This is a genomic window from Cupriavidus sp. 05L310 (assembly GCF_056398185.1).
The window spans coordinates 82,681-103,276 of sequence record NZ_JBFTOX010000015.1 but is presented as its reverse complement, the minus strand read 5'-3'; the positions used below and the strand labels follow the sequence as shown (position 1 = coordinate 103,276).

Sequence of the window (20,596 nt, the reverse complement as noted above, 5' to 3'; positions counted from 1 at the left end):
TGCTGTTTGCGGCGCACGCTGCCCGCCCCTGCCTGCTCCTTCACCGGATTACCACATGAAGACCGCGATTTTGCCTGGCGGCGAAACCGTTGCCGCGCTTGGCATGGGCACCTGGAACATGGGCGAGAATCCGGCCGCGCGCGCGGAGGAACTCGCCACGCTGCGGCTTGGCCTGGATCTCGGCATGACCCTGATCGATACCGCCGAGATGTACGGCGAGGGCCGCTCCGAGGAACTGGTCGGCGAAGCCATCGCGGGCCGGCGCGACGAGGTCTTCCTGGTCAGCAAGGTGTACCCGCACAACGCCGGGCGCAAATCCGCCGTGGCCGCCTGCGAGCGCAGCCTGCGCCGGCTGGGCACCGACCGGCTGGATCTCTACCTGCTGCACTGGCGCGGGGGCGTGCCGCTGGCCGAGACCATGGAGGCCTTCATGGCGCTGCAGAAGGCGGGCAAAGTCCGGCATTTCGGCGTCAGCAACCTCAGCCTGGACGATATGCGGGCGCTCTGGCGCGTGCCCGGCGGCAACCAGGTCGCGGCCAACCAGCTGCTATATAACCTCGCCCGCCGCGGCATCGAATGGGACCTGCTGCCCTGGCTGCGCCAGCACGGGGTGCCGTTGATGGCCTACTCGCCGATCGAGCAGGCCACGCTGCTGCGCAATGCCGGGCTCGTCCGCTTCTCCGGGCAGCACGGGATCACGCCGGCGCAAGCCGCGCTGGGCTGGCTGCTGGCGCAGGACAACGTCATCGCAATTCCCAAGACCAGCCACCGCGAACGCCTGCGCGAGAATCACGGCGCGCTGGCGCTGCGCTTGTCGCCACAGCAGTTGGCCGCGCTCGACGTGGCTTTCCCGCCGCCGCGCGGCCCGCATCCGCTCGAAATGCTGTGATTCCAGGCGCTGGCCCATCACATCGCAGTCCGTCCCAGGAGCCCCCGCCATGACCATCGACTACGACGCCATCATCATCGGCACCGGCCAGGCCGGTCCCCCGCTGGCAGCGCGCCTCGCCGCCGACGGACAGAAAGTGGCCGTGATCGAGCGCCAGGCGTTTGGCGGGACCTGCGTCAACAACGGCTGCATCCCTACCAAGACCATGGTGGCGAGCGCCTATGCCGCCCGCCTGGCGCGGCGCGGGGCCGAATACGGCGTGGTGCCCACCGGGCCGGTGACGGTCGACATGGCGCGGGTCAAGGCACGCAAGGATGGCGTGGTCGGCAACGCCAGGCATGGCGTGGAAACGTGGATGCGCAAGCTGGACCACGGCACCGTCTATCTCGGCCACGCCCGCTTCGAAGGCCCCGATACCGTGCGCGTGAACGACACCGTGCTGCGCGCCGGCAAGATCTTCATCAACGTGGGCGGGCGCGCATCGGCGCCGCCGATGCCGGGGCTGGACCAGGTGGATTACCTGACCAACGCCGGCATGATGCGTGTGGAGTCGCTGCCCCGGCATCTGCTGGTGGTTGGCGGCAGCTATATCGGGCTGGAGTTCGGCCAGATGTTTCGCCGCTTCGGCAGCGAGGTCACCATTGTGCAGCGCGGCCCGCGCCTGATCGAGCGGGAGGACCCCGATGTGTCTGACGCCGTGCGCGACATCCTCGCCGCCGAGGGCATCGGCCTGCGCCTGGACGCCGAGTGCATCGAACTGGAGCAGCGCGGCGGCGAGGTCGCGGTGAAGATGGATTGCGCGCATGGCGCGCCCGAAGTCGTCGGCTCGCACGTGCTGCTGGCGGTGGGCCGGCGGCCCAATACCGACGACCTCGGCCTGGACCGCGCCGGCGTGGCCGTCGACGCGCGCGGCTATATCCAGGTCGACGAGCAATTGCGCACCAATGTGCCGGGCATCTGGGCGCTGGGCGACTGCAACGGCCGCGGCGCCTTCACCCATACCGCCTACAACGACTTCGAGATCGTCGCCGCCAATCTGCTGGACGCGGCGCCCGGCGAAGCCGCCCGCACCGTTGGCGACCGCATCCCGGCCTATGCGCTCTACACCGATCCGCCGCTGGGCCGGGTCGGCATGAACGAGCACGAGGCGAGGCAGTCCGGGCGCAAGGTACTGGTGGGCATGCGGCCGATGACCCGGGTGGGCCGAGCCGTGGAAAAGGGTGAGACGCAGGGCTTCATGAAGATCCTGGTCGATGCCGGCAGCCGCGAGATCCTTGGCGCGGCGGTGCTGGGCGTGGGCGGCGACGAGGTGATTCACTGCATCCTCGACGCGATGTATGCGCGCGCGCCGTACACCGTGGTCCAGCGCGCCATGCACATCCACCCCACGGTGGCCGAGCTGATCCCGACCATGCTGGGCGAGCTTCGCCCGCTGGAACCGGCGGCACCGTGACCGGGGGGCGGCGAGCCTGCCGCTGAACATGTCCACAACCCCGCTGGCCCAGGGCCCGTGCGACGACGCCGCGATCCGGGCCAGTCCCGGCGGGCCGCCCTGCGCCAGGGCCGACGAGCCGTGGGTGCTGGCCGCCACCATCCTGGCTTCGAGCATGGCCTTTATCGATGGCACCGTGGTCAACTTGGCGCTGCCCGCGCTGCAGAAGGACTTCGGCGCCAGCCTGAGCGGCATGCAATGGGCGGTGGAATCCTATGCGCTGCTGCTGGCGGCGTTGCTGCTGGTTGGGGGCGCCGCCGGTGACCGCTTCGGGCGGCGCCGCGTCTTCGCGCTGGGCGTGGCGATCTTTGCCGCCAGCTCGGCATGGTGCGGCCTGGCCGGCAACATCGGCCACCTGATCGCGGCGCGTGCGGCGCAGGGCGTGGGCGCGGCGCTGCTGGTGCCGGGCAGCCTGGCATTGCTGTCGGCTTCTTTCGACGAGAGCCGGCGCGGCAAGGCCATCGGCACCTGGTCCGGCGCCACCGCCATGACCACCGCGCTAGGCCCGGTGGTGGGCGGCTGGCTGATCGAGCACCTGTCGTGGCGCGCGGCCTTCCTGGTCAACCTGCCGCTGGCTGCGGCGGTATTGCTGATCGTGTTCTGGCGCGTGCCGGACAGCCGCGGCCCCAGGCAAGCGGGCGGCCTCGACTGGGCAGGCAGCCTGCTCGCCGCGCTGGGCCTGGGTGGCCTGGTCTATGGCCTGATCGGATCGCCGGCGCTGGGCTGGGGCCACCCTGCGGTGTGGATACCGGCTGCCGCCGGCGTGCTTGCGCTTGGCCTGTTCGTGATCGTGGAGGCCCGCGCACCGAATCCCGTCATGCCGCCGGCGCTGTTCCGCTCGCGCGCCTTCCTGGGCGCCAACCTGCTCACCCTGCTGCTCTACGCCGCGCTGGGCGGCGGCCTGTTCTTTTTCCCGCTCAACCTGATCCAGGTGCAGGGGTATTCCTCGACGGCCGCCGGTGCCGCCCTGCTGCCGTTTATCCTGCTGATGTTCCTGCTCTCAGGCTGGGCCGGCGGGCTGGTGGACCGGCACGGCGCGCGCAAACCCCTGATCGTGGGCCCGCTGGTGGCGGCAGCGGGCTTTGCCCTGTTCGCGCTACCCGCCAGCGGCGGCAGTTACTGGCTGACCTTCTTTCCCGCGGTGCTGGTGCTGGGCGTCGGCATGACGATCAGCGTGGCGCCGCTAACCACCACGGTCATGAATGCGGTGCCGCCGGGCGCGGCCGGTACCGCGTCGGGCATCAACAATGCGGCGGCACGCGTGGCCACGCTGCTGGCGATTGCGGTGCTGGGGATTGTGATGGCGCGCGTGTTCGACCACCGGCTGGAGCGGGCGCTTGGCGCGCCGCCTGGTCAATCGCCGGCGGCCGGCGCCCTGCCGCCACAGGTGACGCTGGCCGTACTGGCACAACGCGGGAAGCTCGCCGCCATAGAGATCCCGATGGTGGCGGATCCCCTCGTGACAGCGGCCGTCCGGCAAGCAGTGGACAACGCCTTCGTGGCAGGTTTTCGCTGGGTCATGCTGCTCTCGGCGCTGCTGGCCACCGGCGGAGCGGCCTGCGCCTGGCTATTTCTGCGCCCGGCGCGCGGCCCGGTAAAGCAAGCCCCGGGCCCTTAGCGTCTGGGTGCCGGCGCCGCGCGCTCGCCCAGGTACACAAGCAGCAGTTCTTCGACGCTCAGGCGCCGAAGCCTGGCTTCGCGGCCGATGGCACGCTCCAGTTCGGAGCGCTGGAAGGCTTCCACGCTCATGCCGGCAGCGCGTGCATGGCGCTCAGTGATCACCTTGAGCAGCGCCACCACTTCGGGATTGTCGGCAAGAAAACGCTCGTGGGCTAGCTGCAGGCGTTCGGGAGAGAGAGTCATCGGAAGGGACCGCTTTGAGGTTGGTGGGGCGCGGCTGCCGCGTCGGCCGACGCGGCCCGGAACGGAACCGGACGGGACCGGACTTGCGCGCCAGGGCCCGCGCATTACACCACAGTACGCGATCCCCCTCAGGCATGCGAGGCAAGAACGGCGTGAGCGGCGGCCCATGCACGCCGCCCATCCATGCCGTTACTGCCTGGCGGTGTAGCGCTCCCGCTCCACGTAGCGAACCAGATAGTTGCGGGTCTTGGCTTCGGTATCCCGGCTCACGCGGTCCGCGGCCTGGCGCGCGCCGTCGCGGCCATGCGAGGACACCATCTGCGCGTCCAGGTACTCGCGAAATGCCGTGCGCATGGCGTCCAGCCGCGGCTGGCAAGCCTTGAGCGCGGAGGCGGCGAGATCCTGCGCCGAGGCGCGGCCGGACATGCCGGCATCGGCCTGGTCCTTGGCGCACGTGGTGTACGCGGCGCGCAGTGATTGCCATTGCTCGTTGGCTTCGGCGGAGGCTTGCGGATCGGCGGGCGCGTGCGAAGCACAAGCCGCTGCCAGCAAGGTAACGGGAATGAGGGCGAGAACGGATTTCATGTGTCATGGACTTATCTCGCGCGGCCGGGTTCCTGTCCAGATGAAACAGGTTGTTGCAAAGCGCCCACGCTTGTAGGACGCCGCGCCTCAAAAATGCATTCTCCGTCCTACAGCCATTCGCAAGAATGCCTTGTATATTGCTCCAGAAACGGTGGGAGTACGCCGGCTTTTCGGGAAAACCCGAGAACAAGATTAGCGGCGAGATTTCAAGTTTCTACAAGTGCCGATTACGCCTATCCTTTATGTGGGGTGCGCAGAGTGGCTCCGGGGTATCCGGTGCAGTGAGAGGTAAAACAATCAGGAGAGTGAGCATGGAACGCAGATCGTTTCTGACGGTAGGGGCTGGACTGGTGGTGGCAAGTTCAGGCCTGCTGGGCGCGTGTACCACCACACCCAATGCCCCCACCGACAAGGCGGCCAAGCGCCGCGAGATCGATGGCGGCGTGGACGGTACGCTCAACAAGCTGTACGAGACGGCGAAGGGTTCGCACGAACTCGCCAACCGCGCGCGCGGCATCCTGGTCTTCCCCAACGTCATCTCGGCCGGCTTCTTCGTGGGCGGCGAATATGGCGATGGCGCACTGCGCGCGGGCGGCGCCAACCGTGGCTATTACCGTCTCATCACGGGCTCGTTCGGCTTTCAGTTCGGGGCGCAGTCCAAGGCCGTCATCCTCATGTTCATTACGCAGGATGCATTCGACAAGTTCGTCGCCAGCAGCGGCTGGACCGCTGGCGTGGACGCCACCGTGGCTTTGGCGACGATCGGCGCGAATGGACAGCTGGACACCAATACCGCCCAGCAGCCTATCGTTGGCTTCGTGGTCACCAACGCGGGCCTGATGGGCGGCGTAAGCCTGACAGGCTCGAAGATCAGCAAGCTCGATATCTGAAGCCACGCAAGCCGGCCTGACGCCGGCCTGCATGCGGGGCCGGGTTGCGAAAGCAGCCCGGCCCCTGTCTTTTCCGGCCCTGCTGCCACTGCGCCGCCACTCCGGCCAAACTCCCTCACGCATTGTTACCGCATCCGACACGCTAACCGGCTAGAATCGCTCCCTTTGGCCGAATTCCCATGTGGTTCAAGAATCTCCAGCTGCACCGTCTGTCCGCACCGTGGTCCCTCGCCGCCGACGAGGTCGAAGCCTGCCTGGCGCGCCACGCCTTCTTCCCCGGCACCAGCCTGGAAATGCAGACCCAGGGTTGGGCCTCGCCGCGTGAAAACGGCGCCCTGGTGCATCAGGTCGGCAAGCAGATGCTGCTGACCATGCGCACCGAGAAAAAACTGCTGCCCTCCACCGTGGTCAACCAGGTCACCAAGGCGCGCGCCGCCGAGCTGGAAGAGCAGCAAGGCTTCAAGCCGGGCCGCAAGCAGATGCGCGAACTCAAGGAACAGATCACCGAAGAGCTGCTGCCGCGCGCGTTCAGCATCCGCCGGGACACCCGTGTGTGGATCGATCCGGTCAACGGCTGGCTTGCCATCGACGCCGCCGCCCCCGCCAAGGCCGACGAAGTGCGCGGCCTGCTGTTCAAGGCGATCGACCCGCTGCCGCTGGAAAACCTGCATGTGAACCAGTCGCCGGTCGCCGCCATGACCGACTGGCTGGCCACCGACACGGCGCCGGCCGGCTTCACCGTCGACCAGGAGATGGAACTGCAATCCAGCGCCGAAAGCAAAGCCACGGTGCGCTATGTGCGCCACCCGCTGGATGCCGAGGACCTGCGCCGCCATATCGCCGCCGGCAAGCGCTGCACGCGCCTGGCGATGACCTGGAACGACCGCGTGTCCTTCGTGCTGACCGAGTCACTGACGATCAAGCGCGTGGCGCCGCTGGACGTGATCAAGGAACAGGCCGGCGCCAGCGCAAGCGATGAAGACGAACGCTTCGACGGCGACTTCACCATGATGGCCGGCGAACTGGCCAATATGTTGTCGGATCTGACCGAAGCACTGGGCGGCGAGCGCAAGGCCTGAGCCGGCGGGCCTGATTGACAGGCCCGCGCCCTGGCAAGCATTAAACAGCACCGCCGCCCTGCGGTGCCGCGGCGTATCCCAGCAGCGCGCTGGCCGCCTGCGCCTCGCGGCGCACGGCGATGGCAATCGGCCCGTCCATCGCGGCATCGAAGCCGCCCGTGGCGCCCAGCGCCGTGATTACCCCACAGATGCGGCCTGTGTAGTCGTACAACGGCGCGGCCACGGCGCTGATGCCCTTCAGGTTGGTATCCCGCACCACCGCGCACCCCGCTCGCCGCACTTCCTCTCGCAGCACCCCGACAGGATCGTCACGATCGAGCTGCGCGCGCAACTCCGGCGCCGCCGCGGCGAGCTCTTCTTCCGCCATCGCGCGCACGCGCGGCTCGTCCAGCAGGCCGAGCAGCGTGCGCCCCGTGGCCGACCACAACATCGACAACACCGATCCCACGCGCACATTGACCGTCACGGGAAGCCCGGGCTCCTCGAAACGCACGATGGTCGGGCCCTTGTTCCCCATCACGGCCACGAAGCAGGTGACGTCAAGGCTCTCGCGCAAGCGGATCAGCGACGGCTCGGCGATCCGGACCGGATCCACCTGCCGCATCGCCGCCAGGCCGATCAGCATGGCCTCCACGCCGAGAAAATACTGCTGCGACCCCGACTCCTGCGCCACCAGCCCCTCATCGATCAGGCTGGCCAGGTAGCGGTGCACCTTGGCCGGGCTTTCGGCGATATGCGCGGCCAGCGCGGTCAGGCTGGCGCGCCCGCCGAGATTGGCCAGCCCCTTGAGCACGGTCATGCCGGTCTGCGCCGATTGCACGCGCTGCCGCCGCTCGCGCGCCGGCGGCTCCGCGGGCAACGCGGCGTCGTCTGGATCGAGTGTTGTCTTCATGGCCGGAGATTCTAGTGCGGTGCGGGCCGCCGCGTCAGGAACATTGGCACGGCGCCCGCAAACCCGCGTTAATCCACGTTAACCCGCATCGCCAGATTACGCAATGCGTATATCATTTACGCATAACGAAGTCGAAGACGCAAACAGCCGCCAAGCCGCTGCCGACAACAAAACGGGAAACAGGAGACAAGATGATCACAGTCCGCAAATGCATCGCCATGGGCCTGGCCGCCATCCCCTTGCTGGCGGCCACCGCCAGCGCGGAAACCGCCTTCCCGTCCAAGCCGGTCCGCTGGGTGGTGCCCTATGCGGCCGGCGGCGGATCTGACTTCCTGGCGCGCTCCATCGGCCAGGCGCTTTCCGCCCGGCTTGGCCAGCCGGTGGTGGTAGACAACAAGCCGGGCGGCAACACGGCAATTGCCGCGGCGGAGACCGCACGCTCCCCGGCGGACGGCTATACGGTGCTGTCGGCGGACAACGGCACGCTGGTGTTCAACCCGGCACTGTACAAGACCCTTTCCTACAATCCGGTCAAGGATCTGGCACCCGTCACCCTGCTGGGCCGCTTCCCGATGATCCTGGTGGTCGGCCCCGGCATGAACGTCAGCAACGTGCAGGAGTTCATCGCCCGCGCCAGGTCCAAGGCGGGCGGCATCGACTATGCCTCCGCGGGCGCGGGCAGCCCGCACCATCTTGCGATGGAACTGCTCAAGGTGGAAGCCGGACTGAATATGGTCCACGCCCCTTATCGCGGCGCGGCGCCCGCGCTGGCCGACGTGGCCGGCGGGCAGGTCCCGGCCATGATGGTCGACCTCGCCGCGGGCGCGGGCTTTATCAAGGGCGGCAAGGTCAAGGCGCTGGCCGTGGCCAACCCGACCCGCCTGCCCCAGTTGCCGGACGTGCCAACCTTTGCCGAGGCGGGCTACAAGAACGTGGAAGCCGCGGCCCTGGTCGGCATGGTAGTGCCGGCCGCCACGCCGCCGGACATCATCGCCACGCTGAACAAGCAGGTGGTGGCCGCCATCAAGGAGCCGGCCGTCAACAAGCGGCTGGTGGACTTCGGCGTGGAGCCTGTGGGCAACACGCCCGCGCAATACGCTGAGCTGCTGCGCAGCGAGACCACACGCTGGCACAAGCTGATCCGCGACCTGAAGATCACCCTGGACTGACCGCCGCGCCTTGTCGCGCAAGGACCCCGCAAAACGAACACCGGAGCAACAAGCATGGCCAACGCCACCCCCAATCCGCGCGCCTCGGGATGCCCCGTTGACCACAGCTTGCTGGCGGCGCAACGCACGCCAACCGGCTGCCCGGTCAGCCAGGGCGCCGCCGGCTTCGATCCCTTCGAGGATGCCTACCAGCAGGACCCGCCCGAATACGTGCGCTGGGCGCGCGAACAGGAGCCCGTCTTCTACAGCCCGAATCTGGGCTACTGGGTGGTGACGCGCTACGACGATATCAAAGCGATCTTCCGCGACAACCTCACGTTCAGCCCCTCCATCGCGCTGGAGAAGATCACGCCGACCGGGCCGGAGGCCAACGCCGTGCTGGCCTCTTACGGCTACGCCATGAACCGCACGCTCGTCAACGAAGACGAGCCCGCGCACATGCCGCGGCGCCGCGTGCTGATGGAGCCTTTCACGCCGGAGGAACTCAAGCATCACGAACCCATGGTGCGCAGGCTGGCGCGCGAGTATGTCGACCGCTTTATCGACGACGGCCGCGCCGACCTGGTCGACCAGATGCTGTGGGAAGTGCCGCTGACCGTGGCGCTGCATTTTCTCGGCGTGCCCGAGGAAGACATGGACCTGCTGCGCAAGTATTCCATCGCGCATACGGTGAACACCTGGGGGCGGCCCAAGCCGGAGGAGCAGGTGGAGGTCGCGCATGCGGTGGGCAACTTCTGGCAGCTCGCCGGCAAGATCCTCGACAAGATGCGGCAGGACCCGTCCGGGCCGGGGTGGATGCGCTACGGCATCCGCAAGCAGCAGGAGCACCCGGAGATCGTGACGGACTCCTACCTCCATTCGATGATGATGGCCGGCATTGTCGCCGCGCATGAAACCACCGCCAATGCGACCGCCAATGCCATCAAGCTGCTGCTGCAGCATCCGCGCGCATGGCAGGAGATCTGCGAGGACCCGGGCCTGATCCCGAACGCGGTGGAGGAATGCCTGCGGCACAACGGCTCGGTGGCCGCCTGGCGGCGCCTGGCCACGCGCGACGTGCAGGTTGGCGGCGTGGACATTCCCGCCGGCTCCAGGCTGCTGATCGTGACGTCGTCGGCCAATCACGACGAGCGGCACTTCGCCGACGCGGATCTGTTCGACATCCGCCGAGAAAACGCCAGCGACCAGCTCACCTTCGGCTACGGTTCGCACCAGTGCATGGGCAAGAACCTGGCGCGCATGGAGATGCAGGTTTTCCTGGAGGAACTCACGCGGCGCCTGCCCCATATGCGCCTGGCGGAGCAGCGCTTCAGCTACGTACCCAACACCTCGTTCCGCGGCCCCGAGCACGTGTGGGTGGAGTGGGACCCGAGGCAGAATCCCGAGCGCGCCGACCCTGCCTTGCTGGACGTACAGGTGCCGGTACGCATCGGCGAGCCTTCGGGCCATGCCCTGAGCCGGCCGGTGGTGGTGGCTGGCGCAGCCCGCGCGGCCGAGGGCATCGTCAGGCTGCGGCTGGTATCGCCCGATGGCCAGCCGATGCCGCGCTGGACACCGGGCTCGCATATCGACGTGGAATGCGGCGATACCGGCCTGTCGCGGCAGTACTCGCTGTGCGGCGATCCGGACGACAGCGGCGCGCTGGAGATCGCCGTGCTGCGGGAAGCGCAAGGCCGCGGCGGCTCCGCATGGGTCCATGACAGCGTAAAGGCCGGGGACCGGCTGAAGATCCGCGGACCGCGCAATCACTTCCGGCTGGACGAGAGCGCGGGCAAGCTGATTCTTATCGCCGGCGGCATCGGCATCACGCCCGTCAGCGCGATGGCGCGGCGGGCGAAGCTGCTCGGCATGGACTACGAACTGCACTACAGCGGCCGTTCACGCGCATCCATGGCACTGCTCGACGAACTGTCCGCGCTGCATGGCGATCGCCTGCATCTCTACGCCAGGGACGAAGGACGGCGCAACGATTTCGCCAGCCTGCTCGCGCATCCCGAGCCGGATACGCAGATCTACGCCTGCGGCCCGGCGCGCATGCTCGAAGCCCTGCAGCAAGCCTGCGCGGGCTGGCCCGAGGACGCGCTGCGGATCGAGCATTTCCAGTCCGCGCTGAGCACCCTGGACCCCGGCCAGGAGCAGGCCTTCGAAGCCGAGCTGAAGGACTCCGGCCTTGTCGTCACGGTGGCGCCCGGCCAGACCCTGCTGGCCGCGCTGCGCGCCGCAAACATCGACATGCAGAGCGATTGCGAAGAAGGCCTGTGCGGCTCGTGCGAAGTGCGCGTGCTGGCCGGCGAAGTGGATCATCGCGACGTGGTGCTCACCCGCGCCGAGCGCGAAGCCAATACGAAGATGATGGCGTGCTGCTCGCGCGCGAAGTGCACGCGGCTGGTGCTGGAGCTGTGAGCGGCGGCGCTTGTCCGCGCGCCGCCGTCGTTGGCCGAGTCGATCAGCCGCCCTGCTCCGCCACCAGCCTGGCGTCGATCGCACGCGCGCGCGCCACCGCCGGACGCGCGTTGATGCGGTCGATATAAGCCTGCACCACCGGCGTCGCCTCGACCAGCTTGAACATGGTGGTCCAGGTCAGCGCGGTGCCCCACAGCACATCGGCGGCGGTGAAGGTATCGCCCAGCAGGTAGGGCCCTTTTTCCAGCTGGCCGAGCAGCGTGCCGATCGTGGTGTCGTAGTCTCCATAGGGACACATCGCGCGCGGCGTCTCGCGCTGCTGCGAGCGGTCCACCAGCGCCGGCTCGAAGCACGAGCCGTAGAACGCCATCCAGCGCAGGTAAGGCCCGCGCAGCGGATCGGTCAGCCCGGGAGCGAGTCTTGCCTGCGGGAAGAGGTCGGCCAGGAAGATGAACACGGCGGTCTGCTCTGTCACCAGCGCGTCGCCATGAAGAATCGCCGGCACCTTGCCCATCGGATTGATGGCCAGGTAAGCCGGCTCGCGCTGCTCGCCGGCCTTCATGTTGAGCGGGTGGAGGCGATACGGCACGCCCAGTTCCTCGAGCAGGGTCAGTGCGCCGGTGGAACGCGTATTGGGCGAGTGGAACAGGGTGACTTCAGGCTGGGACATTGCGTTGGCTCCAGAGGGGGAAAGCAATCGGTAAGATCGGATCGGATCGGAAGAGAGCGCCGCTACAGGCTGGCGCCATCCACTTTCCTGGGCTGCAGTTGTGTCAGGTCGACGCCATCCAGGCAGCGCACATTGATGGCCGCCACGCGCGAGCCGTCCGGCATGCTGCCCAGCGCGTAGGCCTCCACGCCGCAGGTCTCGCAGAAGCGATGGTCGATCACATGCTTGTTGAACTTGTAAGTGCGCGTGGCCTGCGCGCCGTCGGTCAGCGTGAACTTGTCCGCGGGGGTGAACGACCAGATGAACCCGCGCTTGCTGCATAACGAGCAATTGCACTCGATGGCGCCAGCCAGGTCGATGTCCACTTCATACCGTACAGCGCCGCAATGGCAGCCGCCGGAGTAACGGGATTCTGGCATGGTTGTCTCCGATATCATGGCGCTTTGCCGAAGCCCATAGTTTTGCACCGATCCTCATGCCCAGATTGGAAAAACGCGACACGCATGCACCCGTCACCGCCGAGCCCAAAGGCATCGTTGACCCGCGCGGCACCGGGCGCCGCATCCGGCTCGGCCGCTATCTGCCATCCGAGGCGCTGGCGCCCTTTGTCGAGCACTACTGGATCGTCGAGTGGAACCTGGAGGGCCACGCGCCGGAGGTGCAGCGAGTGCTGCCCTATCCGAACGCCAACCTGGTGTTCGACCACAGACAGACGGCGATTTTCGGCGTGGTGCGCGGTGTCTTCGACCGCAAGCTCGAAGGCGCTGGCCATGTGCTCGGCGCGCGCTTTCGCGTGGGCGGCCTGCGCCCCTTTCTGGATGAGCCGATGTCGGCGTTGACCGATGGCACGCGCCCGGCGCGCCCTCTGCTGCAGTGCGACGAACGCCACGCGGAAGCACTGGTGCTCGATGCCGGCAGTGACGAGGCCATGGTGAGCGCCGCCGAATCCCTGCTGTCCGGCGCATTGCCCGCGCCAGACCCGGCCGTGGAGCAACTGCAACGCGTGGTGGCGCATGCCGCCAGCGCGCAGGGCCCGGCCAGCGTGGAAGCGCTGGCGCAATACGCCGGCGTGGGCGTGCGCGCCCTGCAGCGGCTGTTCCAGGAATATGTGGGCGTGTCGCCCAAATGGATGCTGCGGCGCTATCGCCTGCAGGAAGCGGCATGGCGGCTGGCGCGCGGGGAGCCAGTCGGCCTTGCCCAACTCGCCGCGGATCTCGGCTATTTCGACCAGGCCCACCTGACGCGCGATTTCACCAGGCTGGTCGGGGTTTCGCCGGGCGACTACCAGCGCTCGCAAAACACGTCGGCAAACAGCCGCTGACCGCCACGGCAGCAGCGCAAGCTTTGTCAGCCGGCGCTGCCGATGTGTTCCGCCAGGTAATCGATCAGCACCCGCACCTTCGGTGGCAAAAAGCGATTGGGCGGATAGAGCAGCCACACCGAACCCACATAGGCGCGCGCCTGCAGCTCCCAGTCGGCCAGCACCTGCACCAGTTCGCCACTCTGCAACGCGCCGGCCGCGGCGAAATCCGGCAGGCTGGCGACGCCGAAGCCCTGCTGCGCGGCTTCAAGCCGCGCGCCAGCGTGGTTCGCGATATAGCGCCCCCGTACCTCCACGGTCTGCGTCTCGGTGTCTCTGCGAAACCGCCAGCGGTTGTCGTCGGCGGTTTCGCCAAGGTACAGGCAATCGTGCTGCGCGAGCTCGCGCGGATGCGCCGGCGTGCCGCGTGCGCGCAGGTAAGCCGGCGAGGCGCACAGCACCCAGCGCACCGTGCCCAGGCGCCGGCCCGCAAGGCCGGGCGGCGGGTGCTGGGTCGGGCGGATCACGAGATCGAGGTCGTCATCGAGCGGATCGACCTCGTGATCGGTAAACAGCAACTGGAGGTCGATCTCCGCGTACGCGCGCAGGAAACCCGGCACGAGCGGATGGATCACCGTCTTCGCAAACGCGGTCGGCGCGCTCAATCTGACCCGGCCTTGCGGCCGGCCCATCAGGTGACCGGCCGCATCCATCGCCCCCGACGCGGCGCTCACCACGTCGCGGCAGTACCGGTACACCTGCGCACCCGACTCCGTTACGCGCACCTTGCGGGTCGACCGCTCCAGCAGGCGGGTCGCCAAGGCTTCCTCCAGCCGCTTGATCTGGCGGCTGACCGTGGAAGGCGTGCTGCCGAGCTGGCGCGCGGCGACCGAAAAATTGCCCGCATCGACAACGCGCGCAAACACCGCCATGTCGGGCAGCAAGGCGAAAAGTTCGGTTGGGTTCATATGGCGTGATCGCGGCCGGTGCACTGGATTAATGCATCTGTGACATAAAGGCTTTGCACATCGACCCGATTATCACCGTGGATGCAAAATTCGACAATGCAGGACCCATTGCCCGAGAACCGCCATGCCTGCTCAAAAACGCTTACTCCTGCTGTCCGACCTGATGCTGCTCGCGGTTGCCGTGGTCTGGGGCAGCAGCTACGGCGCGGTCAAGAGCGCGCTCGTGTTTTATCCCGTACTGGGCCTGCTGGCGTTGCGCTTCGGCATCACCTTCCTGGTGTTGTCGCCCACGCTGGCCAGGCTGCGCCACGCCGACGCCGCCACGATGCGCGCCGTGCTTGGCACCGGGGTACTGCTGCTGGGCATCTTCCTGTGCGAGACGTTTGGCGTGCTGCTCACGCGCGCGTCCAACGCCGCCTTCCTGATCAGCTTGTGCGTGGTGCTGACGCCGCTGGTCGAATGGCTGCTGCTCAAGCGCAGGCCGGGCACCATCGAATGGGCGGCGGTAGCCCTCTCGTTGCTGGGCGCGTGGTTGCTGGCCGGCGACGGCGAGTTCGTCCTCAATCCCGGCGATGGACTGATCCTGGCCGCCGCGGTGTTGCGGGCGCTAATGGTGTGCGTGACCAAGCGAGTGATGCGCGCGGCGCCGCTGCCGGCTCTGACGATGACGGCGGTGCAAGCGGGCGTGGTGGCCGCAGGCAGCGCGGCCCTGGCGCTGGTCCTGATGCCCGCCCAGTGGCAACCCATCCCGTCGCTCTCCGGCCACGGGGCATTCTGGGCCACGGTGCTGTACCTGGTGATCGCCTGCACGCTGTTCGCATTCTTCGCGCAGAACTACGCCATCAAGCGCAGCAGCCCCACGCGCGTGGCCTTGCTGATGGGCAGCGAACCCGCGTTTGGCGCCCTGTTCGCAGCCTTGTGGCTGGGGGAAAGGATCTCGGCCACCGCGTGGACCGGCGGTGGCCTGATCGTCGCGGCATCGCTGCTGGCCACGGTGCGCTGGCGCAAGCCGGCCAAGGCAGAGGTACCGCAGGCCACGCAGGCCTGACGCCCGCGCTCAGCCGCGCCAGTGATTGTTCGCGGCGGCGATGGTCGCAAACTCCGTTGCGACGATCTGCCCGACCTGCAGCAGCATGGTCGCGTCGTTGGCATAGACGGCCCGCAGCGTTTCGCGGACCTGGTCGTCGGGCTGGGTCGCCCTGATGATCAGCCTTGCCATTTTCACGGCCAGCTGGCGGCCTTCTTCGGCGGTCGGGGTAATCAGGGTTCCGTTGGGGACAAGCGGGAATGACATGGTCACGCTCCTTGGTGTTTGTGGGAGTCCATCAGGACAATCCAGCCTAGGAGGCGGAACGCGCGGGGGCAATAGCCAGTGTCGGGGATTTAGAGGTAGCCAGCGGCATTGCCCAATCGGCTGGTAGTCGGCAGTGCGATGCCGCGTTCGCAAGAATTACAATTCACAAACGGAGATCCGGCAAGCGAGGGGACTGACCATGACGATGACCGATGTGTACGCTGCGCGCGAACCGGCGCGGGCCGAGATCGACGAGATGAAAGGGGCGGCCGTGATCGAATTCGGCGCACCGTGGTGCGGCCACTGCGTGCGGGCCCAGCCCCACCTGGCCAGCGCGATGAACGCCCATCCGGCAGTCCGGCACATCAAGATCGAGGACGGCAGCGGCAAGCGGCTGGGCCGCGCGTTCAGGGTCAGGCTATGGCCCACGCTGGTGTTTATGCGCGATGGCCTGGAGGTCGCGCGGCTGGTGCGGCCGGGTGATGCGGGGGCGATTGAAGAGGCGTTGACGCGAATCGACGGAGCGCCTTCATCCTGATGCGGTCAATGAAAACAAAAAAGCTCCCGAAGGAGCTTTTTTGTTCATGCGTCACGCCATGCCGCGTGCGACAACAACATGACAACGACGCTCAATCCCAGGACAACGCTCCACCCGTCTGATACTCGATCACACGCGTCTCGAAGAAGTTGCGTTCCTTCTTCAGGTCGATCATCTCGCTCATCCACGGGAACGGGTTTTCCTCGTTCGGGAACAACTGCTCCAGGCCGATCTGCTGGCAGCGGCGGTTGCAGATGAAGCGCAGGTAGCCCTTGAACATCGGCGCGTTCAGGCCCAGCACGCCGCGCGGCATGGTGTCCTCGGCGTAGCGGTATTCGAGGTCCACGGCCTTCCTGAATAGCGCGGTGATCTCTTCCTTGAACTCGGCGGTCCACAGGTGCGGGTTCTCGAGCTTGATCTGGTTGATCAGGTCGATGCCGAAATTGCAGTGCAGCGATTCGTCGCGCAGGATGTACTGGTACTGCTCGGCGGCGCCGGTCATCTTGTTCTGGCGGCCCATTGCCAGGATCTGCGTGAAGCCCACGTAGAAGAACAGGCCTTCCATGATGCAGGCGAACACGATCAGCGACTTGAGCAGCTTCTGGTCGTTTTCCGGCGTGCCGGTCTTGAAGGCCGGGTCGGTCAGCGTGTCGATGAACGGGATCAGGAACTCGTCCTTGTCTCGGATCGACTGCACTTCGTGGTACGCGTTGAAAATCTCGGCTTCATTGAGGCCGAGCGACTCCACGATGTACTGGTAGGCGTGCGTGTGGATCGCCTCCTCGAAGGCCTGGCGCAGCAGGTACTGGCGGCATTCCGGCGCGGTGATCTGGCGGTAGGTGCCCAGCACGATGTTGTTGGCGGCCAGCGAGTCGGCGGTGACGAAGAAGCCGAGGTTGCGCTTGATGATGCGGCGCTCGTCTTCGGTCAGGCCGTTCGGGTCCTTCCACAGCGCGATGTCGCGCGACATGTTGATTTCCTGCGGCATCCAGTGGTTGGCGCAGCCGGCCAGGTATTTTTCCCAGGCCCACTTGTACTTGAACGGCACCAGCTGGTTGACGTCGGTCGAGCCGTTGATGACGCGCTTGTCGGCGGCATTCACGCGGCGGTCCGTCGGCGCGTCGGACGCCGGCAGGTTGCCGAGGATACCCGTGCCGGCCGGCTGCGTGGCGGCCGGCGGCAGCACGCCGTGCTGGTCGACAGAGCGTGCGGCGGCAGGCGTGGCGGTGGGGTTCGGCGCGGGCTGCGGGGCAGCCTGCGGGGTGGCTTGAACGTCGTCGTCCCAGCTCAGCATGGTGTGGTTCTCCGTGGAATGCTTTGGTTTGCCGTGGCCCTCGCCGCGCAGCGGCGCGGCGAGGGGGCCGGCAGGTAATGACTTACTGGCAGGCTTCGCACTCGTCGAAGCCAGCGTCGCCCGGGCGCATCGTGCAGACCGCGCCCTCGGCTTCCGGCATGGCCGGTGCGGAGGCGGCGGCCTGGTCGATACCGGCGGCGCCGATGCCACCGTCGCTACCCGACGACACGGCATTCAGCGAGCCGCGCGACACCGTGGATTTCTCCACGTGGGTGGCTGCCATCGTGCGCAGGTAGTACGTAGTCTTCAGGCCGCGCAGCCAGGCCAGCTTGTAGGTGTCGTCCAGCTTCTTGCCCGAGGCGCCGGCCATGTAGATGTTCAGGGACTGAGCCTGGTCGATCCACTTCTGGCGGCGGCTGGCGGCTTCCACCAGCCAGCTCGGCTCGACTTCGAAGGCCGTTGCGTAGATATCGCGCAGGTCTTGCGGGATGCGGTCGATGCGGGCCAGCTTGCCGTCGAAATACTTCAGGTCGGCGACCATCACTTCGTCCCACAGGCCGCGCGCCTTCAGGTCGCGCACCAGGTAGTCGTTGACCACCGTGAACTCGCCCGACAGGTTGGACTTGACGTACAGGTTCTGGAAGGTCGGTTCGATGCAGGCCGACACGCCGATGATGTTCGAGATCGTTGCCGTCGGCGCGATCGCGATGCAGTTCGAGTTGCGCATGCCGTGCTGCTTGATGCGCGCACGCAGGCTGTCCCAGTCCATGGTCGAGGAGTGATCCACTTCCAGGTAGCCGCCGCGCTCTTCGGCCAGCAGCTTGAGCGAGTCCTGCGGCAGGATGCCGCGATCCCACAGCGAGCCTTCATAGGTGCTGTAGCGGCCGCGTTCCTCGGCCAGCTCGCTGGAGGCGCGGTAGGCGTAGTAGCACACCGCTTCCATCGAGGTGTCGGCGAACTGCACGGCGGCGTCGCTGGCGTACGGCAGGCGCAGCATGTGCAGGCAGTCCTGGAAGCCCATGATGCCCATGCCGACCGGACGGTGGCGCAGGTTGGAGTTGCGGGCCTTCTCCACGGCGTAGTAGTTGATGTCGATCACGTTGTCGAGCATGCGCATCGCGGTGCGGATGGTCTTCTCGAGCTTGGCGTGGTCGAGCACCTGGGTGCCGTCGGCCTGCTGCTTCAGGTGGGCAACCAGGTTCACCGAACCCAGGTTGCACACGGCGATTTCGCTGTCGTTGGTGTTGAGCGTGATTTCCGTGCACAGGTTGGAGCTGTGCACCACGCCCACGTGCTGCTGCGGGCTGCGGATGTTGCAAGGATCCTTGAAGGTGATCCAGGGATGGCCGGTCTCGAACAGCATGCCCAGCATCTTGCGCCACAGCTGCATGGCGGGAACCTTCTTGAACAGCTTCAGCTCGCCATTGGCGGCCTTGGCTTCATAGCCCAGGTAAGCGGTCTCGAAGGCCTTGCCGACCAGGTCGTGCAGGTCCGGGCAGGTGGCGGGCGAGAACAGGGTCCACTCGCCGCCTTCCATCACGCGCTTCATGAACAGGTCGGGAATCCAGTTCGCCGTGTTCATGTCGTGGGTGCGGCGGCGGTCGTCGCCGGTGTTCTTGCGCAGCTCGAGGAATTCCTCGATGTCCAGGTGCCAGGTTTCCAGGTAGGCGCAGACCGCGCCCTTGCGCTTGCCGCCCTGGTTGACCGCCACGGCGGTGTCGTTTACCACCTTCAGGAACGGCACCACGCCTTGCGACTTGCCGTTGGTGCCCTTGATGTGCGAGCCGAGGGCGCGCACATTGGTCCAGTCGTTGCCCAGGCCGCCGGCGAACTTCGACAGCAGCGCGTTTTCCTTCAGCGCTTCGTAGATGCCTTCCAGGTCGTCCGACACGGTGGTCAGGTAGCACGACGACAGCTGCGAGCGGCGGGTACCCGAGTTGAACAGGGTCGGCGTGGACGACATGAAGTCGAACGACGACAGCAGCTGGTAGAACTCGATGGCGCGTGCTTCGCGGTCCTTCTCGCCCAGTGCCAGGCCCATCGCCACGCGCATGAAGAATGCCTGCGGCATTTCGATGCGGGTTTCGTCGATGTGCAGGAAGTAGCGGTCGTACAGGGTCTGCAGGCCCAGGTAGTTGAACTGGAAGTCGCGCTGGGCGTCCAGTGCGGCGCCCAGGCGGGCCAGGTCATAGGTGGCCAGCTTTTCGTCCAGCAGCTCGGCTTCGATGCCGCGGGCGATGAACTTGGGGAAGTATTCGGCGTAGCGCGACACCATTTCGGTCTGGGTGACTTCGGCTCCCAGGATTTCCTTGCGGATGGTGTGCAGCAGGATACGCGCGGTGACCTGGCTGTAGGCCGGGTCCTTCTCGATCAGGGTACGCGCGGCCAGGATGGCGGAGTCGTAGACCTGGGTCATCGGCACGCCGTCGTACAGGTTCTTCAGCGTTTCCTTCAGGATCGGCTCGGCGCTCACGGCGTCGCCAAGGCCCGAGCAGGCATTGTCGATCAGGCCGTGCAGCGCGTTCAGGTCCAGCACGCGGGCCACGCCGCCATCGGTCACGTTGAACGTGACGCCGCCTTCCTGCACGCGGGCGACTGCCTGGGCATTGGCCTGGGCGCGCTCCTGGGTGCGCTTTTCACGGTACAGCACATAGGAGCGGGCCACTTCATGCTCGCCCGAGCGCATCAGCGCCAGTTCCACGTGATCCTGCACGTCCTCGATATGGAAGGTGCCGCCGTTGGGGCGGCTGCGCAGCAGGGCGCGGACCACGTTCTGGGTCACTTGCTCGACCACTTCGCGCACACGCGCCGAAGCGGCACCCTGCCCGCCGTTGACGGCGAGGAAGGCCTTCGTCACCGCCACCGAGATCTTGCTCGGCTCGAACGCCACAACGGCACCGTTGCGGCGGATGATCTTGTAATCCTGGTAGCTGCCAGCGCCGGCAGTAGCGGGGCTCGACTGCGCGTTCGCTGCTGCACCGGCGGCGGCGGCGCCGGTGGAAATGTCGTTCTGGGCTGTCTGCATGAGGAACTCCTGTTCTGACCCGTGTTTTATGAGTGACAAAGAGTCCCGGGCAAAATGCGCAAAAAGGCTCTGACACGCCGGCCGGTCTTACCCGGGAGGGCGCGCTGCTTTGCTGGATTCTGCTGGGACTCTTGTGATGCGCCGGCCCTTCGGCGGACCGCAGCCATTGCTGCGGCGGAAACTGCACACCTAGGCCGGCTCCCCGAAAGCACCACTAGATCTAGTGGTCGATGCGAAAAACTGGA

The 20,596-nt window shown here is 66.9% G+C and carries 19 protein-coding genes; 10 read left to right on the top strand and 9 right to left on the bottom strand.

From position 1 onward, the window contains the following. Window positions 1–55: 55 nt before the first annotated feature. The 3 genes from AC1DS6_RS13410 to AC1DS6_RS13400 are packed head-to-tail and all read left to right on the top strand — an operon-like array spanning window position 56 to window position 3,999. Window positions 56–889 (top strand): aldo/keto reductase, encoded by an 834-nt coding sequence (locus AC1DS6_RS13410; RefSeq protein ID WP_441625553.1) that lies wholly within the window; start codon window positions 56–58, stop codon window positions 887–889. Window positions 890–938: 49 nt separating this feature from the next. Next, the gene (locus AC1DS6_RS13405; protein ID WP_441625555.1) at window positions 939–2,342 is read left to right on the top strand and encodes an FAD-containing oxidoreductase; all 1,404 of its coding nucleotides are present in this window, start codon (window positions 939–941) and stop codon (window positions 2,340–2,342) included. Between the two features lie 28 nt (window positions 2,343–2,370). After that, the gene (locus tag AC1DS6_RS13400) at window positions 2,371–3,999 is read left to right on the top strand and encodes an MFS transporter (RefSeq protein ID WP_441625557.1); all 1,629 of its coding nucleotides are present in this window, start codon (window positions 2,371–2,373) and stop codon (window positions 3,997–3,999) included. Here AC1DS6_RS13400 and AC1DS6_RS13395 read toward each other — a convergent pair. Next, the gene (locus AC1DS6_RS13395; protein WP_441625559.1) at window positions 3,996–4,244 is read right to left on the bottom strand and encodes a DUF6388 family protein; all 249 of its coding nucleotides are present in this window, start codon (window positions 4,242–4,244) and stop codon (window positions 3,996–3,998) included. The genes AC1DS6_RS13400 and AC1DS6_RS13395 overlap by 4 nt on opposite strands. A 189-nt stretch (window positions 4,245–4,433) precedes the next feature. After that, window positions 4,434–4,829, bottom strand: coding sequence for a hypothetical protein (locus tag AC1DS6_RS13390; RefSeq protein WP_428178970.1), 396 nt, complete (start codon window positions 4,827–4,829; stop codon window positions 4,434–4,436). A gap of 311 nt (window positions 4,830–5,140) precedes the next feature. Here AC1DS6_RS13390 and AC1DS6_RS13385 point away from each other — a divergent pair, with 311 nt between their 5' ends. Beyond that, a complete protein-coding gene (locus tag AC1DS6_RS13385) occupies window positions 5,141–5,719 on the top strand; it encodes a BPSL1445 family SYLF domain-containing lipoprotein (protein WP_441625562.1) in 579 nt (192 codons plus the stop codon). Window positions 5,720–5,898: 179 nt separating this feature from the next. Beyond that, window positions 5,899–6,798, top strand: coding sequence for a recombination-associated protein RdgC (locus AC1DS6_RS13380; protein WP_035875521.1), 900 nt, complete (start codon window positions 5,899–5,901; stop codon window positions 6,796–6,798). A gap of 40 nt (window positions 6,799–6,838) precedes the next feature. On the opposite strand, the gene AC1DS6_RS13375 is transcribed toward AC1DS6_RS13380, so the two are convergent. Further along, a complete protein-coding gene (locus tag AC1DS6_RS13375) occupies window positions 6,839–7,690 on the bottom strand; it encodes an IclR family transcriptional regulator (RefSeq protein ID WP_441625564.1) in 852 nt (283 codons plus the stop codon). Between the two features lie 218 nt (window positions 7,691–7,908). Here AC1DS6_RS13375 and AC1DS6_RS13370 point away from each other — a divergent pair, with 218 nt between their 5' ends. Both AC1DS6_RS13370 and AC1DS6_RS13365 read left to right on the top strand, forming a co-directional pair. Beyond that, window positions 7,909–8,859 carry a Bug family tripartite tricarboxylate transporter substrate binding protein gene (locus AC1DS6_RS13370; RefSeq protein ID WP_414629495.1) on the top strand — a complete coding sequence of 317 codons (951 nt, stop codon included), beginning with the start codon at window positions 7,909–7,911 and terminating at the stop codon, window positions 8,857–8,859. Window positions 8,860–8,913: 54 nt separating this feature from the next. Then, window positions 8,914–11,262 (top strand): cytochrome P450/oxidoreductase, encoded by a 2,349-nt coding sequence (locus tag AC1DS6_RS13365; RefSeq protein WP_441625566.1) that lies wholly within the window; start codon window positions 8,914–8,916, stop codon window positions 11,260–11,262. Between the two features lie 43 nt (window positions 11,263–11,305). On the opposite strand, the gene AC1DS6_RS13360 is transcribed toward AC1DS6_RS13365, so the two are convergent. After that, window positions 11,306–11,932, bottom strand: a complete 627-nt coding sequence (locus AC1DS6_RS13360; protein WP_441625568.1) for a glutathione S-transferase family protein — start codon at window positions 11,930–11,932, stop codon at window positions 11,306–11,308. Between the two features lie 62 nt (window positions 11,933–11,994). Then, window positions 11,995–12,351: a GFA family protein gene (locus tag AC1DS6_RS13355; protein ID WP_035875530.1), complete on the bottom strand. Its 357-nt coding sequence runs from the start codon at window positions 12,349–12,351 to the stop codon at window positions 11,995–11,997. A gap of 56 nt (window positions 12,352–12,407) precedes the next feature. Between AC1DS6_RS13355 and AC1DS6_RS13350 the strand changes: the two genes are divergently transcribed. After that, the gene (locus tag AC1DS6_RS13350) at window positions 12,408–13,253 is read left to right on the top strand and encodes an AraC family transcriptional regulator (protein ID WP_441625570.1); all 846 of its coding nucleotides are present in this window, start codon (window positions 12,408–12,410) and stop codon (window positions 13,251–13,253) included. A 26-nt stretch (window positions 13,254–13,279) separates the two neighbouring features. Here the strand turns inward: AC1DS6_RS13350 and AC1DS6_RS13345 are convergent, their stop codons facing one another. After that, on the bottom strand, window positions 13,280–14,200 hold the full coding sequence (locus tag AC1DS6_RS13345; protein ID WP_477102589.1) for a LysR family transcriptional regulator: 921 nt from the start codon (window positions 14,198–14,200) through the stop codon (window positions 13,280–13,282). Between the two features lie 124 nt (window positions 14,201–14,324). Here AC1DS6_RS13345 and AC1DS6_RS13340 point away from each other — a divergent pair, with 124 nt between their 5' ends. Beyond that, window positions 14,325–15,248: a DMT family transporter gene (locus AC1DS6_RS13340; RefSeq protein WP_441625574.1), complete on the top strand. Its 924-nt coding sequence runs from the start codon at window positions 14,325–14,327 to the stop codon at window positions 15,246–15,248. 9 nt (window positions 15,249–15,257) lie between these two features. Here AC1DS6_RS13340 and AC1DS6_RS13335 read toward each other — a convergent pair whose 3' ends face one another. Then, the gene (locus tag AC1DS6_RS13335; protein ID WP_441625576.1) at window positions 15,258–15,494 is read right to left on the bottom strand and encodes a hexameric tyrosine-coordinated heme protein; all 237 of its coding nucleotides are present in this window, start codon (window positions 15,492–15,494) and stop codon (window positions 15,258–15,260) included. A 199-nt stretch (window positions 15,495–15,693) separates the two neighbouring features. Here AC1DS6_RS13335 and AC1DS6_RS13330 point away from each other — a divergent pair, with 199 nt between their 5' ends. Then, window positions 15,694–16,032 carry a thioredoxin family protein gene (locus AC1DS6_RS13330; protein WP_441625578.1) on the top strand — a complete coding sequence of 113 codons (339 nt, stop codon included), beginning with the start codon at window positions 15,694–15,696 and terminating at the stop codon, window positions 16,030–16,032. Between the two features lie 91 nt (window positions 16,033–16,123). On the opposite strand, the gene AC1DS6_RS13325 is transcribed toward AC1DS6_RS13330, so the two are convergent. Together AC1DS6_RS13325 and AC1DS6_RS13320 are read right to left on the bottom strand one after the other, a co-directional pair. Continuing rightward, on the bottom strand, window positions 16,124–17,326 hold the full coding sequence (locus AC1DS6_RS13325; RefSeq protein WP_035875536.1) for a ribonucleotide-diphosphate reductase subunit beta: 1,203 nt from the start codon (window positions 17,324–17,326) through the stop codon (window positions 16,124–16,126). A gap of 82 nt (window positions 17,327–17,408) precedes the next feature. Then, window positions 17,409–20,351 carry a ribonucleoside-diphosphate reductase subunit alpha gene (locus AC1DS6_RS13320; protein ID WP_441625580.1) on the bottom strand — a complete coding sequence of 981 codons (2,943 nt, stop codon included), beginning with the start codon at window positions 20,349–20,351 and terminating at the stop codon, window positions 17,409–17,411. Window positions 20,352–20,596 lie beyond the last annotated feature (245 nt).

Excerpts from the sequence above, each read along its gene's own strand:
- AC1DS6_RS13400 (WP_441625557.1), top strand. The coding sequence starts at position 2,371 with ATGTCCACAACCCCGCTGGCCCAGGGCCCGTGCGACGACGCCGCGATC.
- AC1DS6_RS13355 (WP_035875530.1), bottom strand. The coding sequence starts at position 12,351 with ATGCCAGAATCCCGTTACTCCGGCGGCTGCCATTGCGGCGCTGTACGG.
- AC1DS6_RS13360 (WP_441625568.1), bottom strand. The coding sequence starts at position 11,932 with ATGTCCCAGCCTGAAGTCACCCTGTTCCACTCGCCCAATACGCGTTCC.
- AC1DS6_RS13390 (WP_428178970.1), bottom strand. The coding sequence starts at position 4,829 with ATGAAATCCGTTCTCGCCCTCATTCCCGTTACCTTGCTGGCAGCGGCT.
- AC1DS6_RS13405 (WP_441625555.1), top strand. The coding sequence starts at position 939 with ATGACCATCGACTACGACGCCATCATCATCGGCACCGGCCAGGCCGGT.
- AC1DS6_RS13350 (WP_441625570.1), top strand. The coding sequence starts at position 12,408 with ATGCCCAGATTGGAAAAACGCGACACGCATGCACCCGTCACCGCCGAG.
- AC1DS6_RS13320 (WP_441625580.1), bottom strand. The coding sequence starts at position 20,351 with ATGCAGACAGCCCAGAACGACATTTCCACCGGCGCCGCCGCCGCCGGT.
- AC1DS6_RS13380 (WP_035875521.1), top strand. The coding sequence starts at position 5,899 with ATGTGGTTCAAGAATCTCCAGCTGCACCGTCTGTCCGCACCGTGGTCC.
- AC1DS6_RS13340 (WP_441625574.1), top strand. The coding sequence starts at position 14,325 with ATGCCTGCTCAAAAACGCTTACTCCTGCTGTCCGACCTGATGCTGCTC.
- AC1DS6_RS13375 (WP_441625564.1), bottom strand. The coding sequence starts at position 7,690 with ATGAAGACAACACTCGATCCAGACGACGCCGCGTTGCCCGCGGAGCCG.
- AC1DS6_RS13410 (WP_441625553.1), top strand. The coding sequence starts at position 56 with ATGAAGACCGCGATTTTGCCTGGCGGCGAAACCGTTGCCGCGCTTGGC.
- AC1DS6_RS13345 (WP_477102589.1), bottom strand. The coding sequence starts at position 14,200 with ATGAACCCAACCGAACTTTTCGCCTTGCTGCCCGACATGGCGGTGTTT.
- AC1DS6_RS13335 (WP_441625576.1), bottom strand. The coding sequence starts at position 15,494 with ATGTCATTCCCGCTTGTCCCCAACGGAACCCTGATTACCCCGACCGCC.
- AC1DS6_RS13325 (WP_035875536.1), bottom strand. The coding sequence starts at position 17,326 with ATGCTGAGCTGGGACGACGACGTTCAAGCCACCCCGCAGGCTGCCCCG.
- AC1DS6_RS13385 (WP_441625562.1), top strand. The coding sequence starts at position 5,141 with ATGGAACGCAGATCGTTTCTGACGGTAGGGGCTGGACTGGTGGTGGCA.
- AC1DS6_RS13395 (WP_441625559.1), bottom strand. The coding sequence starts at position 4,244 with ATGACTCTCTCTCCCGAACGCCTGCAGCTAGCCCACGAGCGTTTTCTT.
- AC1DS6_RS13330 (WP_441625578.1), top strand. The coding sequence starts at position 15,694 with ATGACGATGACCGATGTGTACGCTGCGCGCGAACCGGCGCGGGCCGAG.
- AC1DS6_RS13370 (WP_414629495.1), top strand. The coding sequence starts at position 7,909 with ATGGGCCTGGCCGCCATCCCCTTGCTGGCGGCCACCGCCAGCGCGGAA.
- AC1DS6_RS13365 (WP_441625566.1), top strand. The coding sequence starts at position 8,914 with ATGGCCAACGCCACCCCCAATCCGCGCGCCTCGGGATGCCCCGTTGAC.